The following is a 21842-nucleotide window of genomic DNA, read 5'->3' as shown; positions in this document are numbered from 1 at the left end:
TAAATCATGTTTCAAAAGGTATTTGAATACGCGGGGCCGCATAAAAAGGGCCTCTACGCGGCCACAGCGGTAGTGCTGGTCAGCGTTTTGATGGGCGTCCTGCCCTTTGTGCTGGCCTACCAGGTAATTGCTCCGCTGGTGATGGGAGCGGAACTTGAGGCTTCGTTTCTCATCCTGCGGGTGGTTTTGGTGTTGGTGTGCCTGGTCTTGCAGGCTCTTCTCTATGGCTGGGGGCTCAATCTTTCGCACAAGGCCGCCTATGACACGCTGCTCCGGCTGCGGACCGCCCTGCAAAAGCGGTTTGAGAAGCTGCCTCTGGGCGTAATCCAGGACAAGGGAACCGGCACAGTCAAAAAGCTGTTTGTCGATGATGTGGACAGTCTGGAGGTCCTGCTGGCCCACTCCATGCCGGAGGGGATCGCAAACCTGATGGTCCCCATCGCGGTCTATGTAGCTATGTTTTTCGTGGACTGGAAGCTGGCGCTGCTGTCCCTGGCTTCCATCCCCATCAGCCTGATCGCCATGATGACCATGTACTCGGTGGGCATGAAGAAAATGGGCCCCTACTATATGGCCGGCCAGAAGATGAACAACACTATCATTGAGTACATCAACGGCATGGAGGTTGTCAAGGTATTCAACAAGGACGCGGATTCCTATGAGCGGTTTCGCAAGGATGTTTCGGATTACCGGGATTATACTCTGGCCTGGTACAAGGCGGCATGGCCCTGGATGGCAATTTACAGCAGCCTCCTTCCGTGTACTGTGATTTTGACCCTTCCGCTGGGGGCGTGGTTTGTCCTCTCCGGCTGGTCAGCTCTGCCGGATCTGATTTTGGTGCTGTGCCTCTCCCTGAGCATCGGGATGCCGCTCCTCAAATCCCTGGGTTTCCTGCCCACCATGCCCCAGCTCAACTACAAGATTTCTGCGCTGGAACAGGTTTTGGATGCGCCGGAGCTTCAGCAGACGCCGGACGGCTTCCACGGCAAGGATGATACCATCGTTTATGACCATGTTTCCTTTGGCTACACCAAGACACAGCCCGGCCCGGACGGAAAGCCCATGGTGGTGGAGGATGAGGTACTCCACGACATCAGCTTTACGGCCAAGGCCGGACAGAAAACGGCCCTGGTGGGAGAGTCCGGCTCTGGCAAGAGCACTCTGGCAAAACTGCTGATCCACTACTATGACCCGCAGAAAGGCAGCATCTCTATCGGCGGGCAGAAGCTGTGCGACATGAGCCTGGAAACCCTGAACAGCCGTATTTCCTATGTGGCGCAGGATCAATACCTGTTCAACACCTCTCTACTGGAGAATATCCGCATTGGACGGTTGAACGCTACCGATGAGGAGGTCCTGGAGGCAGCGCGCAAGGCCCAGTGCATGGAGTTTCTGGAGAAGCTGCCCCAAGGAATTCACTCCATGGCGGGCGATGCGGGCAAGATGCTCTCCGGCGGTCAGCGCCAGCGCATATCTCTGGCCCGTGCCATCCTGAAGGACGCCCCTATTGTGGTGCTGGACGAGGCCACCGCCTACGCCGATCCCGAGAATGAGGAAAAGATGGAGGCGGCGATTGCGGAACTGGTGAAGGGCAAGACTCTGGTGGTCATCGCCCATAAGCTGCCCGCGATTATGAACGCCGATCAAATCTGCGTCGTAGACCATGGCAAACTGGTTGCGGCAGGAAAGCATCAGGATCTGATCCAGTCCTGCCCGGAATATCAAAAGCTGTGGAAAGCGGCCCAGGACAGCGCCGAATGGAACATACATACCGCAAAGGAGGGAAACTAAATGTTTGCACTGTTTTCAAGGATTTTGAAACTTGCCGGTCCATATAAAGGGCGCATTCAGGGCGCTTTTGCCTGCGCGTTTGTGGAGTCGATCCTGTCTAAAATGCCGATCTTCCTGGCCTTTGTGGTGTTGAGCAGCTTTGCCGCCGGAACACTGACCGGGCAGACCTGCCTCTATGTGGGCCTTGGCCTCGCGGCGGCCGTGCTGGTGCAGATGCTGGTCCACTATCTCAGCGACAGCCTCCAGAGTGCGGCGGGCTACCTGATGTTTGCCGAGAAGCGCATGGAGCTGGGCGGACACCTGCGGAAACTGCCCATGGGCTACTTCACCTCCGGCAATATCGGCAAAATCAGTTCTGTCCTCAGTACCGATATGGTGTTCATTGAAGAAGTCGCCATGAGCACGCTGGGCAACATGATGAGCTACCTGCTGTCCTCCCTGGTCCTGCTGGCGTTCATGTTCTATCTGAATTGGCAGCTGGGCCTGATCGCGGCCCTTGTGACCATTCTGGCGTGGCTGGTTTCCAGAGGGATGAACAAGGTTTCCCTGCGGGAAGCCGCTGGCCGCCAGGAACAGAGCGAACGGCTGACGGACGCGGTGCTGTCCTTTGTGGAGGGCATCGGGGTCATCAAGAGCTATAACCTGCTGGGCGAGAAGTCGGAAGAATTGACCGGCAATTTCAAGCGGTCCAGAAATACATCCCTCGCCTTTGAACGGAAGATGACCCCGTGGACCATGGGGCTGAATGTCCTTTATGGAATTGGGATTGCCGCGATTTTTGGCCTGTCGGTCTTTCTGGAGCGGAGCGGTGTCCTTTCTCTGGCCTATGTGCTGGGCGTTCTCCTGTTCGTCTTTGACCTGTTCGGACCGCTCAAGGCGCTTTATGGCGAGGCGTCCCGCCTGACTGTGATGAACGCCGCCCTGGACCGCATTGAGGCTGTATTGGATGAGCCGGAACTCCCGGACACAGGGAAACAGCATATTCCGGCTCAGGCGCAGCCCGGCCAGCCGGAGGTGCGGTTTCATGATGTGGCCTTTGCCTACCAGGACAAGGAGGTGCTGCACCACATCAGTTTCTCTATGTCGCCCCATACCATGACCGCTCTTGTGGGTCCCTCCGGCGGCGGGAAGTCCACCATCGCCAATCTGCTGGCCCGGCTGTGGGATGTGAAAAGCGGCAGTGTTGCCATCCGGGGTGTGGATACCCGGCAAGTCCCCCTCGCGGAGCTGATGGATCACATCAGCATGGTCTTCCAGCGCGTGTATCTCTTCCAGGACACGATCTATAACAACATCAGTATGGGAAAACCGGATGCCACGGAAGAAGAAGTCTATGAGGCGGCAAGAAAAGCCCGCTGCTACGATTTCATCATGGCCTTGCCCGATGGGTTTCAGACTGTGGTGGGAGAGGGCGGCGCAACCCTCTCCGGCGGTGAGAAACAGCGTATCTCTATCGCCCGCTGCATTCTGAAAGACGCCCCTATTGTAATTTTGGACGAGGCAACCGCCAGTGTGGACACCGACAACGAGAGCTACATTCAGGAGGCCATTTCCGAGCTTGTAAAAGGCAAGACCCTGCTGGTCATCGCCCACCGTTTGAATACCATCCAGAACGCCGACCAGATTTTGGTCATCAGCGACGGACGCATCTCACAGCATGGCACCCATGAGGAATTGATGAAACAACCTGGTATTTATCAGGATTTCGTCCGTATCCGTATGAACTCTGCCGGTTGGAGCCTGTCTTGATGGAGAGGAGCTCCCTATGAAACAATTACACGCATCTGGCGAAGACTATCTGGAAGCAATCCTTGTCCTAAAGAGAAAGAAAGGTGTGGTGCGGTCCATAGATGTGGCCCGGTACCTGGGAGTTTCCAAGCCCAGCGTGTGCCATGCGGTCAATACTCTGAAAGACGGAGGTTTCCTCGTGATGGACGAGGACCATTTTCTCCGCTTAACAGATATAGGCCGAGATGTTTCTGAAAAAACCTATGAGAAGCACTGCTTTTTCACCCGCCTGCTGGTGGATGCAGGCGTAGAGCCAAAGACCGCCGAGCAAGACGCCTGCCGCATGGAACACGCAATCAGCGACGACAGTTTTCAGAAAATAAAATCAGGGCTAAAGGAAAAATAAAAGGCGGCCGATCCGTCGAGGCCATTGGGGGTGATAGAGCGGGAAAACTGTTCATATGTACGGTTATGCCCTCCGCCTCCCTGCGGTGCAAGGCTTTGTGTATTGATGTTGCGTGCCGTCAAGTGTTCTGGCAGGGTCAATCATAGAGTTGGCCTCTATGGAGTTTGATGTGGTCCATTTGCTTGTCCAGCTTTCACCTGTCTGCTGATAAACTCTGACGCAGAGTACAATACAGCCGAGTGGGATGCCTGTCGAATGGGGCGCGCAATAATCTATCCTTTTTGTATTACTACTGATTACAAAATACTGTATATCAGGGGGGCGTGTGGCAATGTACAGTGAGCAGATGTGGCAGAATGCCAAGAAAAAGTGCCGGTTGAACGATGCGGATATCGCCTTAGCTAAGCGGCTGGGGCTGAATCCCCGGAGTCTGATCAAAAATATCCCCAGCAAAAGCGAGCCTTGGAAAGCCCCGATCAGTGTATGGCTCCACGAGATGGACGCCAAGCAGCAAAAAAAGACGCTCCAGCATCAGAAACGCCGAAGCAGACAGGATACAAGCGAGAATTAACGCATCTATTCCGGGAGAGCAACAGGGCGGGTATCTGTACAGATACCCGCCTTGTCTGCTTTTCTGAATAACTTTAGTTGCCCTTATTTCTCAACTGCGATGTAGACGATGTATTCCACCCCCTCATCCTCCAGAATCCATGTTCCATCATACTCATCGGCAGGTTCACTGCAACACAATTCAGCACCGTTTTTATCGAAGAGAACCGCCTCCGTCCATGAGGATTCGTCTCGGCAGCCGCAGCACTTCACATCCATTTCTTTCCCATCGGGGAAACGGGCTGTATAGGTGATGGTGTTGTCCTCCCCCTGATAGGCATCCTCTGTATCAGCGTTCAGGTAGTCATTGATCTGATCCATCACACTGCGCGGAATGGTCAGTACCGTGGCACAGACTATTTTCCCGCTGTACTGGCAAACCTTTTCCTGCCAGATCTGCTTCAGGGTTTCTTCTGCTGCCCGGATGTGATCCAGAACCGGTTGATGCATCCTGACCCCATTATCGTGAAAGTCTACAATCATGTCGCCATGCGCTGTCAGAAGCACATTGGCGAGGACCTCACCCTCTTCATTGTCATCTGCGCTCTTCCAAGCATCGATGGAAACGGCGGCAAGCAGGTCATGGTCACCATTTGCGCCGTTTTCCACTGCGGGACCCCAAATATAATCGTGTCTGATTTCTGAAAAATTCATATTCACATTCCTTCCCTGCTGATTTATTATAGGGAATCCTATCAGTTGTGTGATGCGGGCTTGTAGCCCAGGGACTCCTTTTGTATGGAAAATCAACTTCCTACTCCTGTTGCTCATCCCCCTGCTTCCATGAAGCCCAGGATGCGCCACCAACCATCATCGGCTTTAATTAGGACCGCATCGCCCTCCCCACATGCGAGGTTGGCGTGGCAAAATGGGCAGATTTCAATATGCTCTCCACATGGATCATCATTCCAATTCATGACCCAATGCTCAGGCTTCTCTATGTGGTTTAGCCAAATCTCCCGATTGGGCGGGAGTCCTTGGCAACGATGAAGGGCCTGTTCCCAAACCATGCAGTATCCATCTGCCAGTTCTGCACCAAGTCGGCGTCTGTCCGGAGTTCCCGCCAGAATCAGACGTTCTGGTGGAAGCAGTCTCCATTTTTGAAACATTTGTTCCTGCTTTGCTTGGATATCCAATTCTTTCTGGCACTCAAATAAATCGAATTGTTTCATGTCTCCTCCAAATTTGTTCCAGATATAGCCTGTGCGCATCCGGCCTCACACATAGCATCAGACCAGTGTTCACCAGTATCTCTATCTATCGTCACGTATTCCCTTCTGAATAGTCGTAATCAATGCATCCGTCCGCTTCCGTAATCTGCGGCTCCCGTTCATGAACCAGAACGAACCTGCATTCTCCGTCATGATTGAACTGGCAAGACCGAGATTCGCACTCAAAGCAGCGCTTTCTTAATCCATAGAGCCGCTTTGTCTCCGGTACATAATCCTCGGCACCTCCGTACAGCAGGTAGGCAATGCCCTTGCTATACCGCTGATCAAACCAACTCCATATTTCCTCCCGGTGAATACCGACCCCCCACCCCATGAACGGGGCCTCGATACATTCGGTCTCCGGGTTCATCGGCACATCTCCAAACTCAGCCCAGAGTTTCTCCAGTTCCTCATCCCGGTCGCGCAGAGTCTCTATCTCCTGCAGCCCATCCATCACCGCACAGTAACTACAGTACGGGATGGTCTGATGCAGTTCGTCCATTGTCCCAATCGCCTGTCTTTTGACTTCATTCATGTTCTTTCCCCTCAAATCCTTTCCTGTTTTAACCCGAAAGCATGGGTTTTGAGATAGCAGATTGCCTCATCTAAAGATGTAAAATCCCGGTGCTCTGAATCCAGAAGAATATATTTACTATCTGCGGGTACACAGTGCTCTGCTTTCTTGAGGTCGATGTGCGTGGAGAACATCATGGAATCCGTTTCGCGACACAGTCGCCGGAATTCCTCGCTGGACATCTTCATCTTCTCTTCCAATAAAATTGCACGCAGTCTGCTGTTCACAAGGCTGGCACCCAAGCCGATACTGCTGTTGCTGCCGATGCCGTCCTTCTTGGAGTCGATCAGCCATGCCCCGCCGCTCAACCGATTCGAATTAAACCGGATGGTAACATTGATGTGATAGTGGTCCCGCAGGAACTCGGCTTCCTGCATGACAACGGTGTCCAACTCGTTAGAAGATCCTCGCCAACCGCCGCCCACAATATAGTTGTGTACAGCAATACCAGGACTGCGGGAAATCTTGGCAAGTCCATCCTTTTGAACAATCTCTGTAGTGCAGCTGGAAACAGCGGGATTCACCTGTTTATTCTCTTTCATACTGTTCACTCCTCCATATAGTCGTCGAACACCGGCGCCTCATCGGCTGAAATTGTCTCCCCTTCGCCCTCAACACCGATGAGTTTATCCATGCCGCCATTGCCGACGAAGGCCATGATGCCTCCAAATTTCTTTCCAGCCCTGGCATATATATCCTGCTCGCTAAGTGTTTCATCATCTCTGACTTTGATCCGGACTGAAACTGTAACTTCTGCATGGCCCAACACCCTGATATACTTCGTCTGGTAAGTTCCTCTCGCATGATCGTTTTGCTGGTCCACAGACCGCTGTATGTCCCGAGGTTCACCTTTCTGAGCGGTAAGATACTCCCGTACACCATCCGCTTTGATGCGTTCCACAACAGCATCCGGCAAATTGAGGTGCATACAGTCCCATATGAAATTCGGATTGTCTGCTTTGGTCTCAAGGCTTTCCGCAAGAGATTTCTCCACATCGTCGGGAAAATCTTTCTCCGGGGCTACAAGCCTAAATGCGTGATAAATACCACATTCGCCTTCAAAATATCCGTAGCAAAGTTCAACATTATAAGGCATTCTCATATCTCCTTTTTTGATGTGATCTATATATAATCGGTGTGCCGCAGGGCGCACCGTAGAACAGGGACGCCCCGGCCACAATGACAGCGGGGATCTATATAAAAAAGCGGCCGATAAACCGATCTATTTCTTGTACAGTGGCCCAGGCTAATCCCGGGCCGGCATCAGGAAACAGAGCAGCATCAGAACCGCTTTGAAAACATATTCGGATGTTCTTTATCTTTTTGTTGACATACAAAAAAGTATGTGTTATATTATGCATACAATTTTGTATGTTGGGAGTGCATAGTCATGGACCGAATGATGGACCGAATCAAATACTATCGGCAGCGCAGTGGGCAGACCCAGGCTCAGATGGCGAACAAACTGGGGATGGCCGTCAGCAATTATCAAAAATATGAGTTAGGAGCGCGGGAGCCATTGGAAAAAAACCTTCCTGCTCTGGCTGATGCACTGGGTTGTTCTGCCTACTCCCTGCAAGAGAGCGACAAGGAGCGATTTATCCGAATATACAATAAATTTGTCCGGGAAGCGGCCATGCATAGATGGGACTCCTATACGTTCAACGCAGAGGAATTTCTGGCGTATGATATCGGTGAAGATATCATGGGATACTTTGTAGAGTATTTTAATCAAATTGAGACAGTAAACCCGGAACTGTATAGAAGATGGCAGCTTGTGACCAACTATCCAGATGCACTGTTTAATGTTTTGGATTTGCTTGAGCAGGCCCAGAAGGCCACTCAACGCGGCGCCTTGGAAGCAGACTTCCGCTCTCTTATCACCAGAGAACACCCGGTATATTTTTGGTACTTCATTATTTTCGGGTATATTTTCCTCGATCTATTCGTCGGTGAAACTTCGTCAGTCAAACTCGCCGCTGATTTTCAGCGGTATATGTGTGAGACCATCGAGGGCTATGAGGAAATCAGTGAGGGCGAGGCTTTTTCCGAGTATATCCACCGGATCTGTATTCCGTTTTTTGACTATGCCTTAACAGCGGTGGAGTATATGGTCGATGAACACGCAACGCTTGAAGCCGCTTTCCAGGAGACTGTCGTAGGCGAACTTTGTGGGGTCGAGATTGCTGATGTAGAACTCTTCCGCCCGGCGAAGCCAGACAGCAGTCCTGTCTGAGACGCAGTTAGGACTATGACGGAGCAACACAGATGCCAGTTTGGTACCCGCCACTCCTTTGTATCTGCGCTGCATGTCTGAAAAACAAAAAGTGCCCAAAAGCCAACAGGCTTTCAGACACCGTGCAACACTGTTTACTGTAAACTGCTCAAAGCAATTTCTGAGACTGATTGAAACTATTATACCGTGTGTATGGACAAATAGCAATAGTTTTCCCGCGCCATGACATCCAATGCGATACTTTCCCTCTTGCAATTTCTGATCCATCCCTGTATAATGCAGATAAATAGTATCCGCTGTTTGCCCAAAGCAAACAAAGTAACCGTGTTTAAAAACTCCCAGAGGTTTATGCCTTTGGGAGTTTTTTTGTTTTCCGGCCCATTGGGGGAACAATTCTAACTTGGGCGGTTCCGTCCACAAGGCACACGAGGCTCTATGCCCGTGTGCCTTTTTATATATAATCCCATAAATGCGAAGAGAGGAGCGGATAAAAACACATAAGAAGAAGTTTTCATCTGAAAATTCACAAAAGAAACGAGGTGCTATGGATGACCCGCGCAAATCTGCTGCTGATTCGAGAAGTGAATGTCAATGGCGACGGCGACTTTGCTGATGTGATGATCCAGTTGGAGTGCCCCCTCACACCGGAGCAAAAGCGCGCCCTCCGGGTGGAGCTGACCAGGCTCAAGCAAATTCTGGATGACCCCGACACAGATTCCATTGTGGAACTTGCTATCCACAATATTTTAGGTTCTGCCGCTGCGCAAAGCGGTTATGACCTCATTGAGTTTTGAAAGAGGTGCTGGAAATGCTCGACAAAAACCAACCCATCGCCATTACGATGGAACGCCTATTGGATTTGACCAACTATATTATCGATCATATGGTCAATGACGCTGGCGGCCATGTCCGCGAGGTGATCGAGACCCTGTCAGACCTTGGTTTTACCGAAGAAGAACTGATTGAGGTATTCCATTTCAGCGAAACAGATGTCAAGGTCTGTCTGGCATACGCTGATAAGGACAAGGAGGTGGAATAACCGTGACCAAGGATAAACTGCGTCTGCTCCTTTTGGATGACTGCAATCGAAACTGTCCCGGCTGCTGCAACCGGGATTGGGACCTCCAAGCTCTCCCGCTCTGTCAGGACTACACACCATACCGTCTCATCATGCTCACAGGCGGTGAACCTATGCTGTATCCGGAGATTATTCGGGAGGCCATCGCAGCAATCCGGAGGCAGACCAATGTGCCTATCTACCTTTATACGGCTATGCCGGAACAACTGGACATGCTGATGCCACTGTTGGACGGCGTGACGGTGACGCTTCACACACCGGAGGATATCCCGGTATTCCAGTCCTTTGACCGGACTGCCCAGAACCTTACAGGGAAATCGCTTCGGTTGAATGTATTTGATGAAGTCGGAACTGTCATTTGCCGTCCGGAATGGCAGGTGAAGGACCACATGAGGTGGATTCCCAACTGCCCGCTGCCAGAGGGGGAGGTGCTGATGCGGTACCAGCCGTCAAAAAATCCGTAGCCAAGATGGGGGGATACCCAATGAAGAAAATTCAAGTCACCTATTTTTTCGAGGATTCGGGCTTCTGCAAGGATGTCTTCAAGTCAGTAGATATTCCCCATTACTACTACAATCGTGACACTGCAAGCGGAGTGTGGTACACCTCAACACCGGACTATTATGCAAATGACCGCCGTATCCAGCGGGATGTGATCATTGAGGTTGTTGCCGGAGGTCGGGTCATCGCCTTGGACGGCAACGGAGACTTTGAGGGAAAAAGGCCATTTGTCCCTTTCAATGAGTTTGAAAAGTCTCTTGCAAACTCATTTGCAGGACAGCAGCCGAAACTGCGGAGCTATGAGGAAATGAAAGCGAAACTGCTGTCCCTGCCGGGCGGTGAGGCGTATGCTGATCCGCACCGTTACTGGGAAAATTGGGTCTTCAATCTGGATTTCAGGCATGTGACCGAGCAGATCGTAGGCGCCGCCAGTTGGATGGGTGTTGAGTTCCATATCCTTGCAATCCAATATACGCACATTCCTACTGGCTTTGTATTTACAAATTACCGCTTTCGGCCTGCCTCCCTACCCTCGGGAAGCGACAGCCGTGACCTGTTGCTGTATGACTGGCAGGCCGAGGATTTGTCTGCGGCGCTGCCCGATCAAAGCGGAATAAACAAGAACAAGGAGGAGTAAGAGAATGATCCCTAAAATTACACAGGAGCGGCCCAATGTTGCGCCTAAATACTGGTGTGGGACCTGCGGCCATGCGTTACCACCGCCGAATGGCCCTGAAACATGCCCAAACCCGGTGCCATGGAAGTTCTGTTCCATCTGTGGCGAGCCCATCGAGTATGATAAGGCAGAACCTGTCCGGTGGGTTGAACAGAACTGTGAGCGTTGCGGACGCCCGCTGATCCGTAAATCACCTGCGGATATGGCTCCGCCTGATTTTATCGCTTCCCCCGGCTATGTGGGTACCTCATTGTGTCGTAGCTGCATGGAGGAACACTGCGTACAGACCAATTGCCTACAGTGCGGGATTGGCCATTGGCCAATCTGCCCCTATACCTATATCAAGCGACTAGGCTTGGAAAAACACGCTGATGGAGCGGCAAACAATGAGTGAGAATCATCCCTCAAAGCCTATCAGAAAAGCCGGCGCCACTACCGGCGAACTGGTTTTAGAGCGCGGGCTTGCCTTGCATATGCTGGATCAGATGGATGTGATCCGCCGCAAGCACTCCGGAAGCCTGCCTCCCCCCTGCGACTATTATATGCGCTCTATGGAGGCGGTCATCGCAAGGGCCGCTGGTTATGAAAGCCGTAATGAATGGACGGATGCGCTTAAAGCAGATGAGCAAAGCCGGTATTTCCGAGATCTACAACTCGTGGAAACATGTAGTAATTTTTAATCGGAGAAAGAATGGTCTGTGTCCACACAGTCCGTTCTCCAGAAAGGATTTGGTTTATGGAGTACCACTGGTACGAAGACTATTGGGATATCCCCAGACGTTCTCCAAAGGGACACGTTACTGGCAGCGGGTATTATATTACAGGCCGTCTATTGAAATACAAACAGCCATATATCCACACAGATCAGACCGCCTTTCTCCGCACCGAACTGTTTGACATGGGGTACCGGATTTTTCTGCACTATGCGAACGGGGCGGTCATGGAAATCAAGTTGGGAGATAATCCGCAGCCGGTCGGTCCACTCACGGCCTCCAGTGATCTGCAGAGCATTTTGTTTCCCGATGGACATCTCAAGCACCCAGTCACATGTTAATCAACAAGCTGGATCTGGAAGATTATACTCAATGCCTAAATTCAAGCATTTATCTTAATCTGGCACAGGACTGAACAGCACAAAGCGGAGCACGAGGACAGGGTTACACCACTCATGCTCCGCTTTTCCATTTTCTCAGGCACAGTGCTGCTCAGAGAGGCCCCACTTCAACTCATGAAAAGGAGACGCTTGCGGATGGAATCCATAAATCGTCCTATTTACAGGTTTTTTTCGTTCAGGACCTCCGAGAGGATGGCCAGCGAGTATGGACACTGTTCCGGCCAAGTTAATCTTCAGACTGGAGAAATTCTGGCCAATATCTCGTATGGGCTGTTCCATTACCCGGAGACTTATCAGTTGAATCTGGCTGATTCCATCAGCCAATTCCCGCATACGACAAAGGAACTTATAATCTGCGCGGCCAGACACGCCGCGAATGAAGAAGGAGTCAGAGGGATGACAAGGCGCAGGGTAATCTTTGTCTGTAAAGATGGCCGCCGATACATCACAGAAGAATATAACGGAGACAGAAGCGAATATGCCGCCCGTGGCCGCTGTCTGGACAGCTGCGATATGGACTGGCCTGAAATCCGGGACATCTTCCAGGAGCCGGCAACCTATACACAGTTTATTAAGGCCAATTTAAAGGCACAAGCGGCCTACCACTCTTTTCGCAGCGAGAACGGGAACAGTGGTATCGTGCGCAATCTGCGCAAAGGCCGCGAGGGCCCCTATGCTGACAAAATTCTGTTTGTTTACGCAGCACCATTGGCAACTGGGGGCCGGATTTTTGAAACAAACTACACCTGTTTCACCCCCGTACCGGGTCTCCCCTATCCAGCCTGTACTGGCCAAGGTAAGAAACCATGCTTGGAGTGTCCGCTCCGTCAATCCTTTCAAACCGCCGAGTTGGCTCAGTTGCAGGCGGAGCACAACTGGCCCAGGGCAGTCCACACCGATGGCGATGACGCCTATCTGATCGGCTCCCAGAGCAATCAAGCCGGTCTGGTACCCGTGTATCTGTTCCCGGACTGTCAATGTGCGCTATCTAGCGAGACACTGTATCCGGCAGAGGAATATTACCGACTACGCGAGATTTTGCGGAATGATCCCTCCGCATTTGATGACCAGTGTGATCTATTCCGCTCCTATCCTCTTGACTGGTATAAGGAATTGGCCCTTTACGCTATGAGGTGTGTGGCGCGAACACACGGTTCACCGATGGCAGAATCCGTCCATGACCAAAGTGGACAGACCGCCCACCACATCAGCAAAGCAATCTTCGAGGAGCAGGATCTCTTTGATCCATATACTGATGCGGCGTTTCTGGCCGCCGCCGAGCGAATCCTGCCGTGGTATATCCGCCGCTACGTAAATAGATGAATAGGAGATACTATAATGGGTACAGAATTGATTCGATCCGTAACGGTGCAAAAGAATAATGTCTATCTGACTTCCAAGAGCAATAATGATGACCAGCCATACCGCTTTTGGCACTGCGAAAGTCTCTCAGAGGTCTATCGGAAGGAGGGGCTTCCCGGCCTGGACCGCGAGGTAATCCGTATGCTTTGCGAGTATGCACAGTTGGTCGGCAACCATAAAAGCATCGCCCGGTACCGTTCTGCGCTGAGGAGTAAGAAAGCCACCCAAATCCACCAGCAATTCATAGCCAAACTGAACGCTGCTTATTCTTTGCTGAGCGATGAGGATAAGGCTCATCTCTATTTTGCTCAAACTGCGGCCGCTAAACGGTTCAGACAGACGGAGCGAATGTTGCTGGACCAGAAATATACTGCCATGGCGCAACTCTGCAGAAAAGATACAGGTGAGTTGATCCAGGCGCCGATTTCCACAGGCCGAGGTGATTTGGCATGAACAAACAAATCAAGGAAGCCCTCGCTCTGGAGCAGCAGGCACAGCAGTTCCTTTCGGCTCTGAAGAACGAGATTGGAGCGGCCATCGAGGCTACGGATCCGATGCCCGGAGTACAGATCAGCGGGACGCATCCAATCTATGCAGTCGTAAATTTATCGGCTCTCCACCGGCACAGCCTGGCGCCCAGTGTTTATATTCCTTCGGCACAGGCGGATGCAGTCCGCAGCAAACTTGCACCAAAGCAGACAGTACAAGGGCTTCTGGAGGCACTGGAAGATATGACCGAGAAGCAGGCTGCCTGTTTTCCCAACAATGGCACCGTCCTGCTCAACGACAAAACAGTCGGTACGCTGCGCCAATACCTCCATTCCGCTATTGAGGAGGATGCAGAACATGGCTAAATTGACAAAAGCCCAGGCCAAACTTCACGAGAAGGCAGTGAAGTTGCTGCAGTGCAAGGAATTGAGCGAAGCCGACACACGCTTTGTTTTTGATCACTACCGCGAAGACGCCAACCATATCAATAGTACAGCAGGAGCCTTTTTTACACCGTACGGACTGGCCCGTGACTTTAGGCTGCATATCCCGCTCAATTACAAAGACCACGTCAAACTCATCGATCTCTGCGCTGGTATCGGCATACTCAGTTATATGGCAGCACATGCTTGCGATAGTTATAACCAGTGCAGTGTGGAAATCACATGCATTGAAATCAATCAAGATTATGTAGATGTTGGAAAGCAACTTCTGCCAGAAGCAACATGGATCCGCAGCGATGCCCTCGACCCGGCTCTGCTCAGTAGTCTTGGGCATTTCGACTGCGCCATCTCAAATCCACCATTCGGGCGCATCCACTCTCCATACCGTAGGAATTACAGCAGCAGTCAGTTTGAGTATATGGTCATTGAGGCTGCTGCTTCGATTGCCGACGCAGGTGTTTTTATCATCCCCCAGATAAGCGCGCCATTTGTTTACAGCGGCACAAATAATGTGCGCTGGCGGGAGACAGGCCCCGCTCGTCTATTTGAGCAACAGACAGGTATTGAACTGGATTTTAATGTCGGGATCGACACATCACAATACCAGGCTGATTGGCATGGGACATCCCCACACTGCGAAATCGTCTGCTGTGATTTTACCAAGCGTACCGGTCAGTTGGCCATGATGCCGCTGAATATAGAAATTGCCTAATTTGTTGTCAAAGATTGCTGAAAGAGCCGGGGACCTTGTTAACGATGTCCCCGGCTCTTTTTTGTTTCTGTTTTTTGAGTTTCTTTCCTCCTCGTTTGATTGACCGAAAGGGAAACAAATGGACAGTATAGAGTCCTCAGGAATAACACCTACAATCTCTATAACACACTGTAACTAAAGGAGAATAGTTCTCTAACATTTCTTTCTACGGTCAAAAGTCCGGAAGTCTCTGTCGTTCAAAAGACTTCCGGACTTCGCCATTTTACTTTTTCTTATGCTTCGCTGTTCAGCTTCCACCGGGCACTCTCGCTCTGGAGCTCCACCATGCGGCGGTAGAGGCCGCCGCGCTCCATCAGCTCCGCCGGAGTTCCCTGCTCGGCTACATGACCGTTTTCCAGCACCACGATGTGGTCCGCCCCGGCCACGGTTCGCATCCGGTGGGCGATAACCAACACCGTCTTACCGGCCAGCAGGCGGGAGAGGGCGCCCTGCACCTTGGTCTCGTTCTCCACATCCAGGCTGGCGGTGGCCTCGTCCAGCAGCACGATGGGGGCGTTTTTCAAAAGCGCCCGGGCGATGGAGATGCGCTGCCGCTCCCCGCCGGAGAGCTTCGCCCCGTTCTCCCCGATGGGGGTGTCATAGCCCTGGGGCAGGCGGCGGATGAACTCCCCGCAGTTGGCGGCCTCCGCCGCGGCCCGCACCTCTTCGTCGGTGGCGCCCCGCTTGCCCAGGCGGATGTTCTCCATCACGGTATCGTCAAAGAGCACCACATCCTGGAACACCATGGAGTAGTCGGTCAGCAGCGCCTCCGGGTCCACGGTGGAGATGTCCACGCCTCCTACCCTGATGGTGCCCTCCGTAACATCCCACAGTCGGGCGGCCAGCCGGGCGCAGGTGCTCTTGCCGGATCCGGAGGGCCCCACCAGAGCGGTCACTTCACCCTCCCGGGCGGTAAAGCTCACACCGTCCAGTACCTTCTTCTTGTCGTAGGCGAAGCCCACATGGTCGAACACGATGTCGTGGCCCTTGGGCTGGAAACGCTCCGTTCCCTCGGCGATGGGCGTATCATAGATCTCATTCATGCGGTCGGCGGACACCTGGGATACAAACATCTCCGCAATGAGGGCCAGGCTCTGGTCGAAGGGGGCGTACACCCGGGTGATGACCAGCAGGAACAAAAACAGCAGCATAAAGTCGATCTGCCCGGAGAGGATCAGGCTGGCCCCCACCAGGATGGTGGTGGCTACCCCCAGGCGCATGATGACGCTGGCCGCGTTGACAAAGATGCCGGTGCTCAGCTCGCCCTGAATGGTGACCTTCTCATGGTCATCGATCTTCTGGTTGAGCCCGGCCAGATAGCGCGCCTCCTGGTTGGTGGCGCGGATCTCCCGGACATTTTCCAACGCCTCCTGGATGCCGTCGGAGACATGGACCGCGGCCTGTTTCGTCCGCTCCGAGGCCCGGGCGGAGATCTTCCGGGTGCCGAACAGCAGGCCGAAGGCCACCGGCACCCCCCACAGGCAGGCTATGGCCAGCCGCCAATCGTACACCAGCAGGCACACCGCGATGATCGACGTGGAGATGTAGGCCCCGTACAGGTATCCCAGCACATGGGACCAGACGTGCTCCATGCGATTCACATCGCCCATGAGGGTCTCGGTGAGATCCGCCAGATCCCGCTTGCCGAAGTAGCCCAAGGGCAGCTTGCGCAGCCGCTCCGCCAGATTGAGGCGGGTGGTCTTGACCTCATTGTAGACAAGGCCGTAAGTGGCTTGGTACTGCTGCAGGTGGGTCACGAAGGACAGGATGACGAATGCGATTACCAGCCCAAGAAAGAGCGCCGGGCCGGGCAGCGGCGCTCCGTCCGTCAGGGTTCCCATCAGGCCGTACATCAACAGGTACAGGATGCCCATGCCGCCCATGACGACCAGATTGACAATGACCGTCCAGAAAGCGCCCTTTTTGGTGTTTTTCACGCCCTGGTCGGTGAGGGCGTATTTGCGCTGAAAGTTTTTGCCGAACATCTTCTCCACCCCTCTCTCACTGTTCACTCGTGATCTTCCACTGGACCGCCTGGTTGTAGTCCGCCCACATCCGGGCATAGAGGCCCCCGGCGGCGGTCAGCTCCTGATGGGAGCCCTGCTCCACGATACGGCCCTCCTCCAACACCAGAATCTTGTCCGCGCCCACGACGGTGGACAGGCGGTGGGCGATCATGATAACGGTGCGGCCCCGGGTCAGCTCGGAGAACGCCTTTTGGATCAGCGCCTCGTTCTCGGGGTCCGCGAAGGCGGTCGCCTCGTCAAGGACCACGATGGGCGCGTCCTTCAGAATGGCCCGGGCCAGGGCGATGCGCTGCTGCTCGCCGCCGGAGAGATAGGTGCCCTCGGAGCCGATCAGGGTGTCCATGCCCTGGGGCAGCTTCTCCAGAATGTCCCCACACTGGGCGGCCAGCAGCGCCGAGAGCACCTGCTCCCGGGTGGCGTTGGGGCGGGCGGCCCGGACATTTTCAAAGACGGAGGCTTTGAACAGGCGGCTGTTCTGGAACACAAAGGCGATCTGGTCCATGAGCACATGGGGGTCAACCTGCCGCACATCCACGCCGCCCACCTTCACCACGCCGGAGGTGGCGTCCCAGAAGCGGGGGATCAAGCTGGCGGCCGTGGTCTTGCCGCCGCCGGAGGGCCCCACCAGGGCCACGGTCTGCCCCGGCTCCGCCGTGAAGGAGACATGGGAGAGGGCGGGCATCTCCGCGCCGTCGTAGGTGAAGCTCACATCCTCAAACTCCACACGGCTGTTCTGAGGTTTTTGCGGATGGTCCGGATTTTTTAGTTCAGGAGCACCCATGACCTGATCAATGCGCCCCAAAGCGGCGCTGGCCAGCATCATACCCGATGCAGCGAACATGATCTTGGCAAGGGCTGTGGAGATAATGGCGGAGAACACCGCGTAAAAGGCGAAATTTGTGACAAACCCCGCGAAGTTGCCACCGGCCAGGGCCCCGGGCGCCAGGAACAGGGCCGCCGGTACCAGGAACACAAATGCCCCCTCAGTGAAGGTCAGGTTGATGGATTGAGGTGTCCGGCAAATATCCGCCTGGTAGTGCTCGGCCTTGGTGCTGTAGTCCTCAATAGCCTCCTGGAACGCCTTGAAGGAGTAGACGGTCTGCTGGAAGATCTTAACTACAGGGATACCCCGGACATACTCGGTGCCCGCTTTGTTGATGCGGTCCAGGGCCGCCTGATACTCTGCCAGAATCTTGGCGTTTTTGCCGCCCATCATGGAGAACATGGCCACAATGGAGATCACCGCAGCCAGCAGGCAGGCCGCCCCCATCCGCCAGTCAAAGATGAACATCATCACCAGCATGGCGGTGAACAACGTGATGGTGCCCACGATGTCCGCCAGGTTGTGGGCCAGCAGGGTCTCCGTGTCGGCCGCCGCCGCATCCAGCCGCCCGCGGATGAGGCCGGAGGCGTTGGCGTCGAAGAAGCCCAGCGGGGCCTTCATCACATGGGCCACACCCTGCTTGCGGATGTTGGCGGCCGTGCGGAAGGCCGCCAGATGGGTACACATCAATCCCGCAAAATACAGGATGATGCCGGCCACCGCAAAGGCGAACGCCAGCCAGCCGTATTGGGCGACGCTCTGCGCCTTCGTCCAGTCCGGCGCCACCGCGATCAGGTCCCGGGCTGCCAGCCAGATGCAGATGTAGGGTGCCATGCTCAGCAGCATGGACACCGCCGACAGGGCCAGGCCCAGAAAGGTCAGGCCCTTGTGGCTGCCTGCGTAGTCCAACAGGACGGCCACATCACTCTTTTTCTTCTGCTTCATGAAAAAACCTCCTTCTCGAAGTTAGCATAAACTAACCTATTTCCAAAAAGATAGGGGATCATTCCCCCATCAGTTTTGACCAACCAGCCGTATAAAACGCCTGCAGCTGCTCCACATCCCGCAGGGCCTGTTCATAGGGCATATCGTGGATGACCACCTCGAAGATGGCGTTGAACATCCCGCTGGCGATGATATGGCACAGGGATCGGCTCATCTGTGGGATGTCCCGTCCCATGCGGCGTAGTACCCCCATGTACCGGAGGGTATACTCCACCTCTACTTCCACCATGTTGTGGACGAAGTGCTCATAGCTGGTCCCCTCCGCGCAGCACAGGAGCAGCTTCACTGGCTCCCGGTGCTGGCAGATATAGCCCACCATCCAAGCAACATGGTCTCTGGACTCTACACCCATGTGCTTAGGCTGTTCCTCTTCAGGCAGTTCGGCAAAGGTGGTCTGGGCCTCCATAAAACGACTCATGAGCATAGAAGCGTGAGGCTCTACGATGGCGGTGAACAGGGCCTCCTTGCTGGAGAAGTAGCCGTAAAAGGCCCCGGTAGTGACACCGGCATTTTTCACGATCTGCCGCAGGGAGGCGCCCAAAAAGCCCTTCTTCAGGAACTCCGCCAAAGCGGCCTCTTGGATCTTTTCCAGGGTGGTGGCGGAATTTTCCTCCATGTTTTGCCTCCCCCCTCTATAACATCGTTATATAACGATGCTATTTTACTCTTCGACCTTGAACTTGTCAACACAAATGTAAATGGACAAGGGCTGCGGCCTGTTTCAGAAAATCTCAAGCGCCGCTTGACGCATCTCTCTGAAAGTTGTATAATTTCAAGCAGTTAGTTATTGCTAACCAGTGAAATTATGAATGGAGGTATTCCTATGTCCCTGATTCAAAAAGAAATTGCCGATTTCTCTGTCCAGTGCTACCAGAATAACGCCTTTCACGCCGTTACCAAGGCGGATGTACTGGGAAAGTGGAGCGTGTTTTTCTTCTATCCCGCCGACTTCACCTTTGTGTGCCCCACGGAGCTGGAGGACCTGGCAAATAAGTACGCCGAGTTCCAGGCGGCCGGCTGTGAGATCTACGCAGTTTCCTGCGATACCCACTTTGTCCATAAGGCGTGGCATGACGCCTCCGAGCGTATCCAGAAGATCCAGTATCCCATGCTGGCCGATCCCACGCATTGTCTGGCAAAGGATTTTGAGGTCTACATCGAAGCCGACGGCGTGGCGGAGCGGGGCAGCTTCATCGTCAACCCCGAGGGAAAAATCGTGGCCTATGAGGTCAACGCCGGCAATGTGGGACGGAACGCCGACGAGCTGCTGCGGAAGGTGCAGGCCTGCCAGTTCGTGGCGGAGCACGGAGACGAGGTGTGCCCGGCGAAGTGGCAGCCCGGCGCCGAGACCCTGAAGCCCAGTCTGGACCTAGTGGGACAGCTTTAAGCTATGGAGCAGACGGCAAATTTCTACGATGTCGTGGTCATCGGCGGCGGTCCAGCGGGACTCACCGCCGCCCTCTACCTGGCCCGGGCCCGCTACCGGGTGGTGGTCGTGGAGAAGAATCACTTCGGCGGGCAGATCACCATCACCTCGGAAGTGGTGAACTATCCCGGCGTGGGCAGGACCAGCGGGACGGAGCTTACCGAGACCATGCGGAAGCAGGCGGAGGGCTTCGGCGCTGAATTTCTGCTGGCCGAGGTCACTGGTCTGGAACTCTCCGGCGATGTAAAGACCGTCCGCACCGGCCGGGGCGATTTGAAGTGCTTCGGCATTCTCCTGGCAACCGGCGCCCATCCCCGCATGGTGGGCTTCCAGGGGGAGGAGCAGTTCCGCGGCCGGGGCGTGGCCTACTGCGCCACCTGCGACGGCGAGTTCTTCACCGGGAAGGATGTCTTTGTGGTGGGCGGTGGCTTCGCCGCGGCGGAGGAGAGCGTGTTCCTGACCAAGTACGCCCGCCAGGTGACCATCCTCATCCGGGGAGACGACTTCACCTGCGCCCAGGCAACAGCGGACGCAGCCAGAAGCCACGAGAAGATCACCGTCCTCACCAACACAGAGGTGGAGGAGGTCTCCGGCGACACTTCTCTCCGCTATCTCCGGTACCGGAATACCAAAACCGGTCAAGTGACCAAGCACCACGCGGCAGACGGAGAAACCTTCGGCGTGTTCGTCTTTGCTGGCTATGAGCCGGCCACAGAATTGGTGTGCGGCCTGGCTGAATTGAATGACCAGGGCTATATCCTCACAGACCGGAGCCAAAAAACAACTGCGGACGGCCTGTACGCCGCGGGTGATGTATGCGTCAAGCCTCTGCGTCAGGTCGTCACCGCCGTGGGAGACGGCGCCCTTGCCGCCACGGAGCTGGAACGCCTGTGCGCCGCCATGCAGGAAAAGACTGGCATCCATCCCAATGCTCCGGTGAGCCGGACAGCAGAAACGGCGGCTTCCACCGAAACAAGCAGCACGCTTTTTACGGGGGATATGCTGGCCCAGCTCCATACGGTGTTTGCCCGGATGTCCTCGCCTCTGATCCTGCGGCTGTATCTGGACGAAACGCCTCTTTCGGCTGAACTCAAGCAGTATATGGAGGAGCTGGCGGCACAGAGCAGTAAGCTCACAGTGGAAACAGGTTCGACAGAAGGAATCGGCCACCTGCCCTGTGTCCGGGTCTGCCGGCCGGATGGGAGCTGGACGGGCCTCGCTTTCCATGGGGTCCCCGGCGGCCACGAGTTCACCTCCTTCGTCCTGGGCCTCTACAATGCCGCCGGGCCGGGACAGGCTCTGGATGAAGATACAAGAGCAGCAATCCAGTCCATCCAGAAGCCCATCAAGTTAGAGCTTCTGGTCTCCCTCTCCTGTACCATGTGCCCGGAGCTGGTGACGGCGGCCCAGCGGATCGCTGCGGAAAATCCGCACATCACCGCCCAGGTCTATGACCTGAACCGCTTCCCAGACCTGCGGGAGAAGTATCAGGTGATGAGCGTTCCCTGCCTGGTCATCAATGATGGGGAGCAGGTATCTTTCGGCAAGAAAAATATCCGGCAGTTGTTGGAACTTTTAGCATAGCAGGGAAG

Annotated in this window: 25 protein-coding genes; 17 read left to right on the top strand and 8 right to left on the bottom strand. The window is 54.3% G+C overall.

Annotated features, from left to right (window positions below):
• The first annotated feature begins 6 nt into the window (after positions 1–6).
• The 4 genes from BN1969_RS11260 to BN1969_RS11245 all read left to right on the top strand — a co-directional run bounded on the left by BN1969_RS11260 (position 7) and on the right by BN1969_RS11245 (position 4496).
• Positions 7–1791, top strand: coding sequence for an ABC transporter ATP-binding protein (locus BN1969_RS11260; protein ID WP_050624372.1), 1785 nt, complete (start codon positions 7–9; stop codon positions 1789–1791).
• Entirely contained in the window at positions 1792–3540 is a 1749-nt protein-coding gene (locus tag BN1969_RS11255) for an ABC transporter ATP-binding protein (protein ID WP_050624371.1), read from the top strand.
• A 16-nt stretch (positions 3541–3556) separates the two neighbouring features.
• A complete protein-coding gene (locus BN1969_RS11250) occupies positions 3557–3925 on the top strand; it encodes a metal-dependent transcriptional regulator (RefSeq protein ID WP_050624370.1) in 369 nt (122 codons plus the stop codon).
• A gap of 331 nt (positions 3926–4256) precedes the next feature.
• Positions 4257–4496, top strand: coding sequence for a hypothetical protein (locus BN1969_RS11245; protein ID WP_050624369.1), 240 nt, complete (start codon positions 4257–4259; stop codon positions 4494–4496).
• Positions 4497–4579: 83 nt separating this feature from the next.
• On the opposite strand, the gene BN1969_RS11240 is transcribed toward BN1969_RS11245, so the two are convergent.
• From BN1969_RS11240 to BN1969_RS11220, 5 genes are all read right to left on the bottom strand, one after another.
• Positions 4580–5188, bottom strand: a complete 609-nt coding sequence (locus BN1969_RS11240; protein WP_147577071.1) for a hypothetical protein — start codon at positions 5186–5188, stop codon at positions 4580–4582.
• A 113-nt stretch (positions 5189–5301) separates the two neighbouring features.
• Positions 5302–5706: a hypothetical protein gene (locus tag BN1969_RS11235; RefSeq protein WP_050624367.1), complete on the bottom strand. Its 405-nt coding sequence runs from the start codon at positions 5704–5706 to the stop codon at positions 5302–5304.
• A gap of 91 nt (positions 5707–5797) precedes the next feature.
• A complete protein-coding gene (locus BN1969_RS18265; protein WP_070103373.1) occupies positions 5798–6280 on the bottom strand; it encodes a hypothetical protein in 483 nt (160 codons plus the stop codon).
• Between the two features lie 11 nt (positions 6281–6291).
• Positions 6292–6861, bottom strand: a complete 570-nt coding sequence (locus BN1969_RS11225; RefSeq protein ID WP_050624366.1) for a hypothetical protein — start codon at positions 6859–6861, stop codon at positions 6292–6294.
• 5 nt (positions 6862–6866) lie between these two features.
• Entirely contained in the window at positions 6867–7415 is a 549-nt protein-coding gene (locus BN1969_RS11220) for a hypothetical protein (protein WP_050624365.1), read from the bottom strand.
• A 294-nt stretch (positions 7416–7709) separates the two neighbouring features.
• Between BN1969_RS11220 and BN1969_RS11215 the strand changes: the two genes are divergently transcribed.
• From BN1969_RS11215 to BN1969_RS11165, 11 genes are all read left to right on the top strand, one after another.
• Positions 7710–8555 (top strand): helix-turn-helix domain-containing protein, encoded by an 846-nt coding sequence (locus BN1969_RS11215; protein ID WP_050624364.1) that lies wholly within the window; start codon positions 7710–7712, stop codon positions 8553–8555.
• 548 nt (positions 8556–9103) lie between these two features.
• The gene (locus BN1969_RS11210; RefSeq protein WP_050624363.1) at positions 9104–9349 is read left to right on the top strand and encodes a hypothetical protein; all 246 of its coding nucleotides are present in this window, start codon (positions 9104–9106) and stop codon (positions 9347–9349) included.
• Between the two features lie 14 nt (positions 9350–9363).
• Positions 9364–9594: a hypothetical protein gene (locus BN1969_RS11205; protein ID WP_050624362.1), complete on the top strand. Its 231-nt coding sequence runs from the start codon at positions 9364–9366 to the stop codon at positions 9592–9594.
• Between the two features lie 2 nt (positions 9595–9596).
• Entirely contained in the window at positions 9597–10097 is a 501-nt protein-coding gene (locus BN1969_RS11200; RefSeq protein ID WP_050624361.1) for a radical SAM protein, read from the top strand.
• A 20-nt stretch (positions 10098–10117) separates the two neighbouring features.
• Positions 10118–10771, top strand: a complete 654-nt coding sequence (locus tag BN1969_RS11195) for a hypothetical protein (RefSeq protein ID WP_050624360.1) — start codon at positions 10118–10120, stop codon at positions 10769–10771.
• 425 nt (positions 10772–11196) lie between these two features.
• The gene (locus BN1969_RS11190; protein ID WP_147577069.1) at positions 11197–11490 is read left to right on the top strand and encodes a hypothetical protein; all 294 of its coding nucleotides are present in this window, start codon (positions 11197–11199) and stop codon (positions 11488–11490) included.
• A gap of 56 nt (positions 11491–11546) precedes the next feature.
• On the top strand, positions 11547–11864 hold the full coding sequence (locus BN1969_RS11185) for a hypothetical protein (RefSeq protein WP_050624358.1): 318 nt from the start codon (positions 11547–11549) through the stop codon (positions 11862–11864).
• Between the two features lie 195 nt (positions 11865–12059).
• Positions 12060–13247, top strand: coding sequence for a hypothetical protein (locus BN1969_RS11180; RefSeq protein WP_050624357.1), 1188 nt, complete (start codon positions 12060–12062; stop codon positions 13245–13247).
• 15 nt (positions 13248–13262) lie between these two features.
• Positions 13263–13739 (top strand): hypothetical protein, encoded by a 477-nt coding sequence (locus BN1969_RS11175; RefSeq protein ID WP_050624356.1) that lies wholly within the window; start codon positions 13263–13265, stop codon positions 13737–13739.
• A complete protein-coding gene (locus BN1969_RS11170; RefSeq protein ID WP_050624355.1) occupies positions 13736–14140 on the top strand; it encodes a hypothetical protein in 405 nt (134 codons plus the stop codon). The genes BN1969_RS11175 and BN1969_RS11170 overlap by 4 nt, the downstream gene beginning before the upstream one ends.
• The gene (locus BN1969_RS11165) at positions 14133–14930 is read left to right on the top strand and encodes a methyltransferase (protein ID WP_050624354.1); all 798 of its coding nucleotides are present in this window, start codon (positions 14133–14135) and stop codon (positions 14928–14930) included. Before BN1969_RS11170 ends, BN1969_RS11165 begins: the two co-directional genes overlap by 8 nt.
• 272 nt (positions 14931–15202) lie before the next feature.
• On the opposite strand, the gene BN1969_RS11160 is transcribed toward BN1969_RS11165, so the two are convergent.
• Genes BN1969_RS11160 through BN1969_RS11150 form a run of 3 tightly spaced genes read right to left on the bottom strand, consistent with a single transcriptional unit; the run spans position 15203 to position 19440 of the window.
• Positions 15203–16954 carry an ABC transporter ATP-binding protein gene (locus BN1969_RS11160; protein ID WP_050625468.1) on the bottom strand — a complete coding sequence of 584 codons (1752 nt, stop codon included), beginning with the start codon at positions 16952–16954 and terminating at the stop codon, positions 15203–15205.
• Positions 16955–16970: 16 nt separating this feature from the next.
• Positions 16971–18764 (bottom strand): ABC transporter ATP-binding protein, encoded by a 1794-nt coding sequence (locus BN1969_RS11155; RefSeq protein WP_050624353.1) that lies wholly within the window; start codon positions 18762–18764, stop codon positions 16971–16973.
• Positions 18765–18822: 58 nt separating this feature from the next.
• The gene (locus BN1969_RS11150) at positions 18823–19440 is read right to left on the bottom strand and encodes a TetR/AcrR family transcriptional regulator (protein WP_050624352.1); all 618 of its coding nucleotides are present in this window, start codon (positions 19438–19440) and stop codon (positions 18823–18825) included.
• Positions 19441–19647: 207 nt separating this feature from the next.
• Between BN1969_RS11150 and ahpC the strand changes: the two genes are divergently transcribed.
• Positions 19648–20211, top strand: a complete 564-nt coding sequence (gene ahpC / locus BN1969_RS11145; RefSeq protein WP_050624351.1) for an alkyl hydroperoxide reductase subunit C — start codon at positions 19648–19650, stop codon at positions 20209–20211.
• A 3-nt stretch (positions 20212–20214) separates the two neighbouring features.
• Entirely contained in the window at positions 20215–21834 is a 1620-nt protein-coding gene (locus BN1969_RS11140) for an FAD-dependent oxidoreductase (protein ID WP_050624350.1), read from the top strand.
• Positions 21835–21842 lie beyond the last annotated feature (8 nt).

It is taken from the genome of Clostridium phoceensis (assembly GCF_001244495.1).
In the GTDB taxonomy this organism is placed as follows: Bacteria; Bacillota; Clostridia; order Oscillospirales; family Oscillospiraceae; genus Lawsonibacter; species Lawsonibacter asaccharolyticus.
The sequence above is the reverse complement of the archived record's forward strand: the minus strand, read 5'-3'. Positions and strand labels throughout refer to the sequence as shown.

Bases quoted from the DNA above. Each gene is read 5' to 3' on its own strand.
- BN1969_RS11260 (WP_050624372.1), top strand. From the start codon at position 7: ATGTTTCAAAAGGTATTTGAATACGCGGGGCCGCATAAAAAGGGCCTC.
- BN1969_RS11255 (WP_050624371.1), top strand. From the start codon at position 1,792: ATGTTTGCACTGTTTTCAAGGATTTTGAAACTTGCCGGTCCATATAAA.
- BN1969_RS11250 (WP_050624370.1), top strand. From the start codon at position 3,557: ATGAAACAATTACACGCATCTGGCGAAGACTATCTGGAAGCAATCCTT.
- BN1969_RS11245 (WP_050624369.1), top strand. From the start codon at position 4,257: ATGTACAGTGAGCAGATGTGGCAGAATGCCAAGAAAAAGTGCCGGTTG.
- BN1969_RS11240 (WP_147577071.1), bottom strand. From the start codon at position 5,188: ATGAATTTTTCAGAAATCAGACACGATTATATTTGGGGTCCCGCAGTG.
- BN1969_RS11235 (WP_050624367.1), bottom strand. From the start codon at position 5,706: ATGAAACAATTCGATTTATTTGAGTGCCAGAAAGAATTGGATATCCAA.
- BN1969_RS18265 (WP_070103373.1), bottom strand. From the start codon at position 6,280: ATGAATGAAGTCAAAAGACAGGCGATTGGGACAATGGACGAACTGCAT.
- BN1969_RS11225 (WP_050624366.1), bottom strand. From the start codon at position 6,861: ATGAAAGAGAATAAACAGGTGAATCCCGCTGTTTCCAGCTGCACTACA.
- BN1969_RS11220 (WP_050624365.1), bottom strand. From the start codon at position 7,415: ATGCCTTATAATGTTGAACTTTGCTACGGATATTTTGAAGGCGAATGT.
- BN1969_RS11215 (WP_050624364.1), top strand. From the start codon at position 7,710: ATGGACCGAATGATGGACCGAATCAAATACTATCGGCAGCGCAGTGGG.
- BN1969_RS11210 (WP_050624363.1), top strand. From the start codon at position 9,104: ATGACCCGCGCAAATCTGCTGCTGATTCGAGAAGTGAATGTCAATGGC.
- BN1969_RS11205 (WP_050624362.1), top strand. From the start codon at position 9,364: ATGCTCGACAAAAACCAACCCATCGCCATTACGATGGAACGCCTATTG.
- BN1969_RS11195 (WP_050624360.1), top strand. From the start codon at position 10,118: ATGAAGAAAATTCAAGTCACCTATTTTTTCGAGGATTCGGGCTTCTGC.
- BN1969_RS11190 (WP_147577069.1), top strand. From the start codon at position 11,197: ATGAGTGAGAATCATCCCTCAAAGCCTATCAGAAAAGCCGGCGCCACT.
- BN1969_RS11185 (WP_050624358.1), top strand. From the start codon at position 11,547: ATGGAGTACCACTGGTACGAAGACTATTGGGATATCCCCAGACGTTCT.
- BN1969_RS11180 (WP_050624357.1), top strand. From the start codon at position 12,060: ATGGAATCCATAAATCGTCCTATTTACAGGTTTTTTTCGTTCAGGACC.
- BN1969_RS11175 (WP_050624356.1), top strand. From the start codon at position 13,263: ATGGGTACAGAATTGATTCGATCCGTAACGGTGCAAAAGAATAATGTC.
- BN1969_RS11170 (WP_050624355.1), top strand. From the start codon at position 13,736: ATGAACAAACAAATCAAGGAAGCCCTCGCTCTGGAGCAGCAGGCACAG.
- BN1969_RS11165 (WP_050624354.1), top strand. From the start codon at position 14,133: ATGGCTAAATTGACAAAAGCCCAGGCCAAACTTCACGAGAAGGCAGTG.
- BN1969_RS11160 (WP_050625468.1), bottom strand. From the start codon at position 16,954: ATGTTCGGCAAAAACTTTCAGCGCAAATACGCCCTCACCGACCAGGGC.
- BN1969_RS11155 (WP_050624353.1), bottom strand. From the start codon at position 18,764: ATGAAGCAGAAGAAAAAGAGTGATGTGGCCGTCCTGTTGGACTACGCA.
- BN1969_RS11150 (WP_050624352.1), bottom strand. From the start codon at position 19,440: ATGGAGGAAAATTCCGCCACCACCCTGGAAAAGATCCAAGAGGCCGCT.
- ahpC (WP_050624351.1), top strand. From the start codon at position 19,648: ATGTCCCTGATTCAAAAAGAAATTGCCGATTTCTCTGTCCAGTGCTAC.
- BN1969_RS11140 (WP_050624350.1), top strand. From the start codon at position 20,215: ATGGAGCAGACGGCAAATTTCTACGATGTCGTGGTCATCGGCGGCGGT.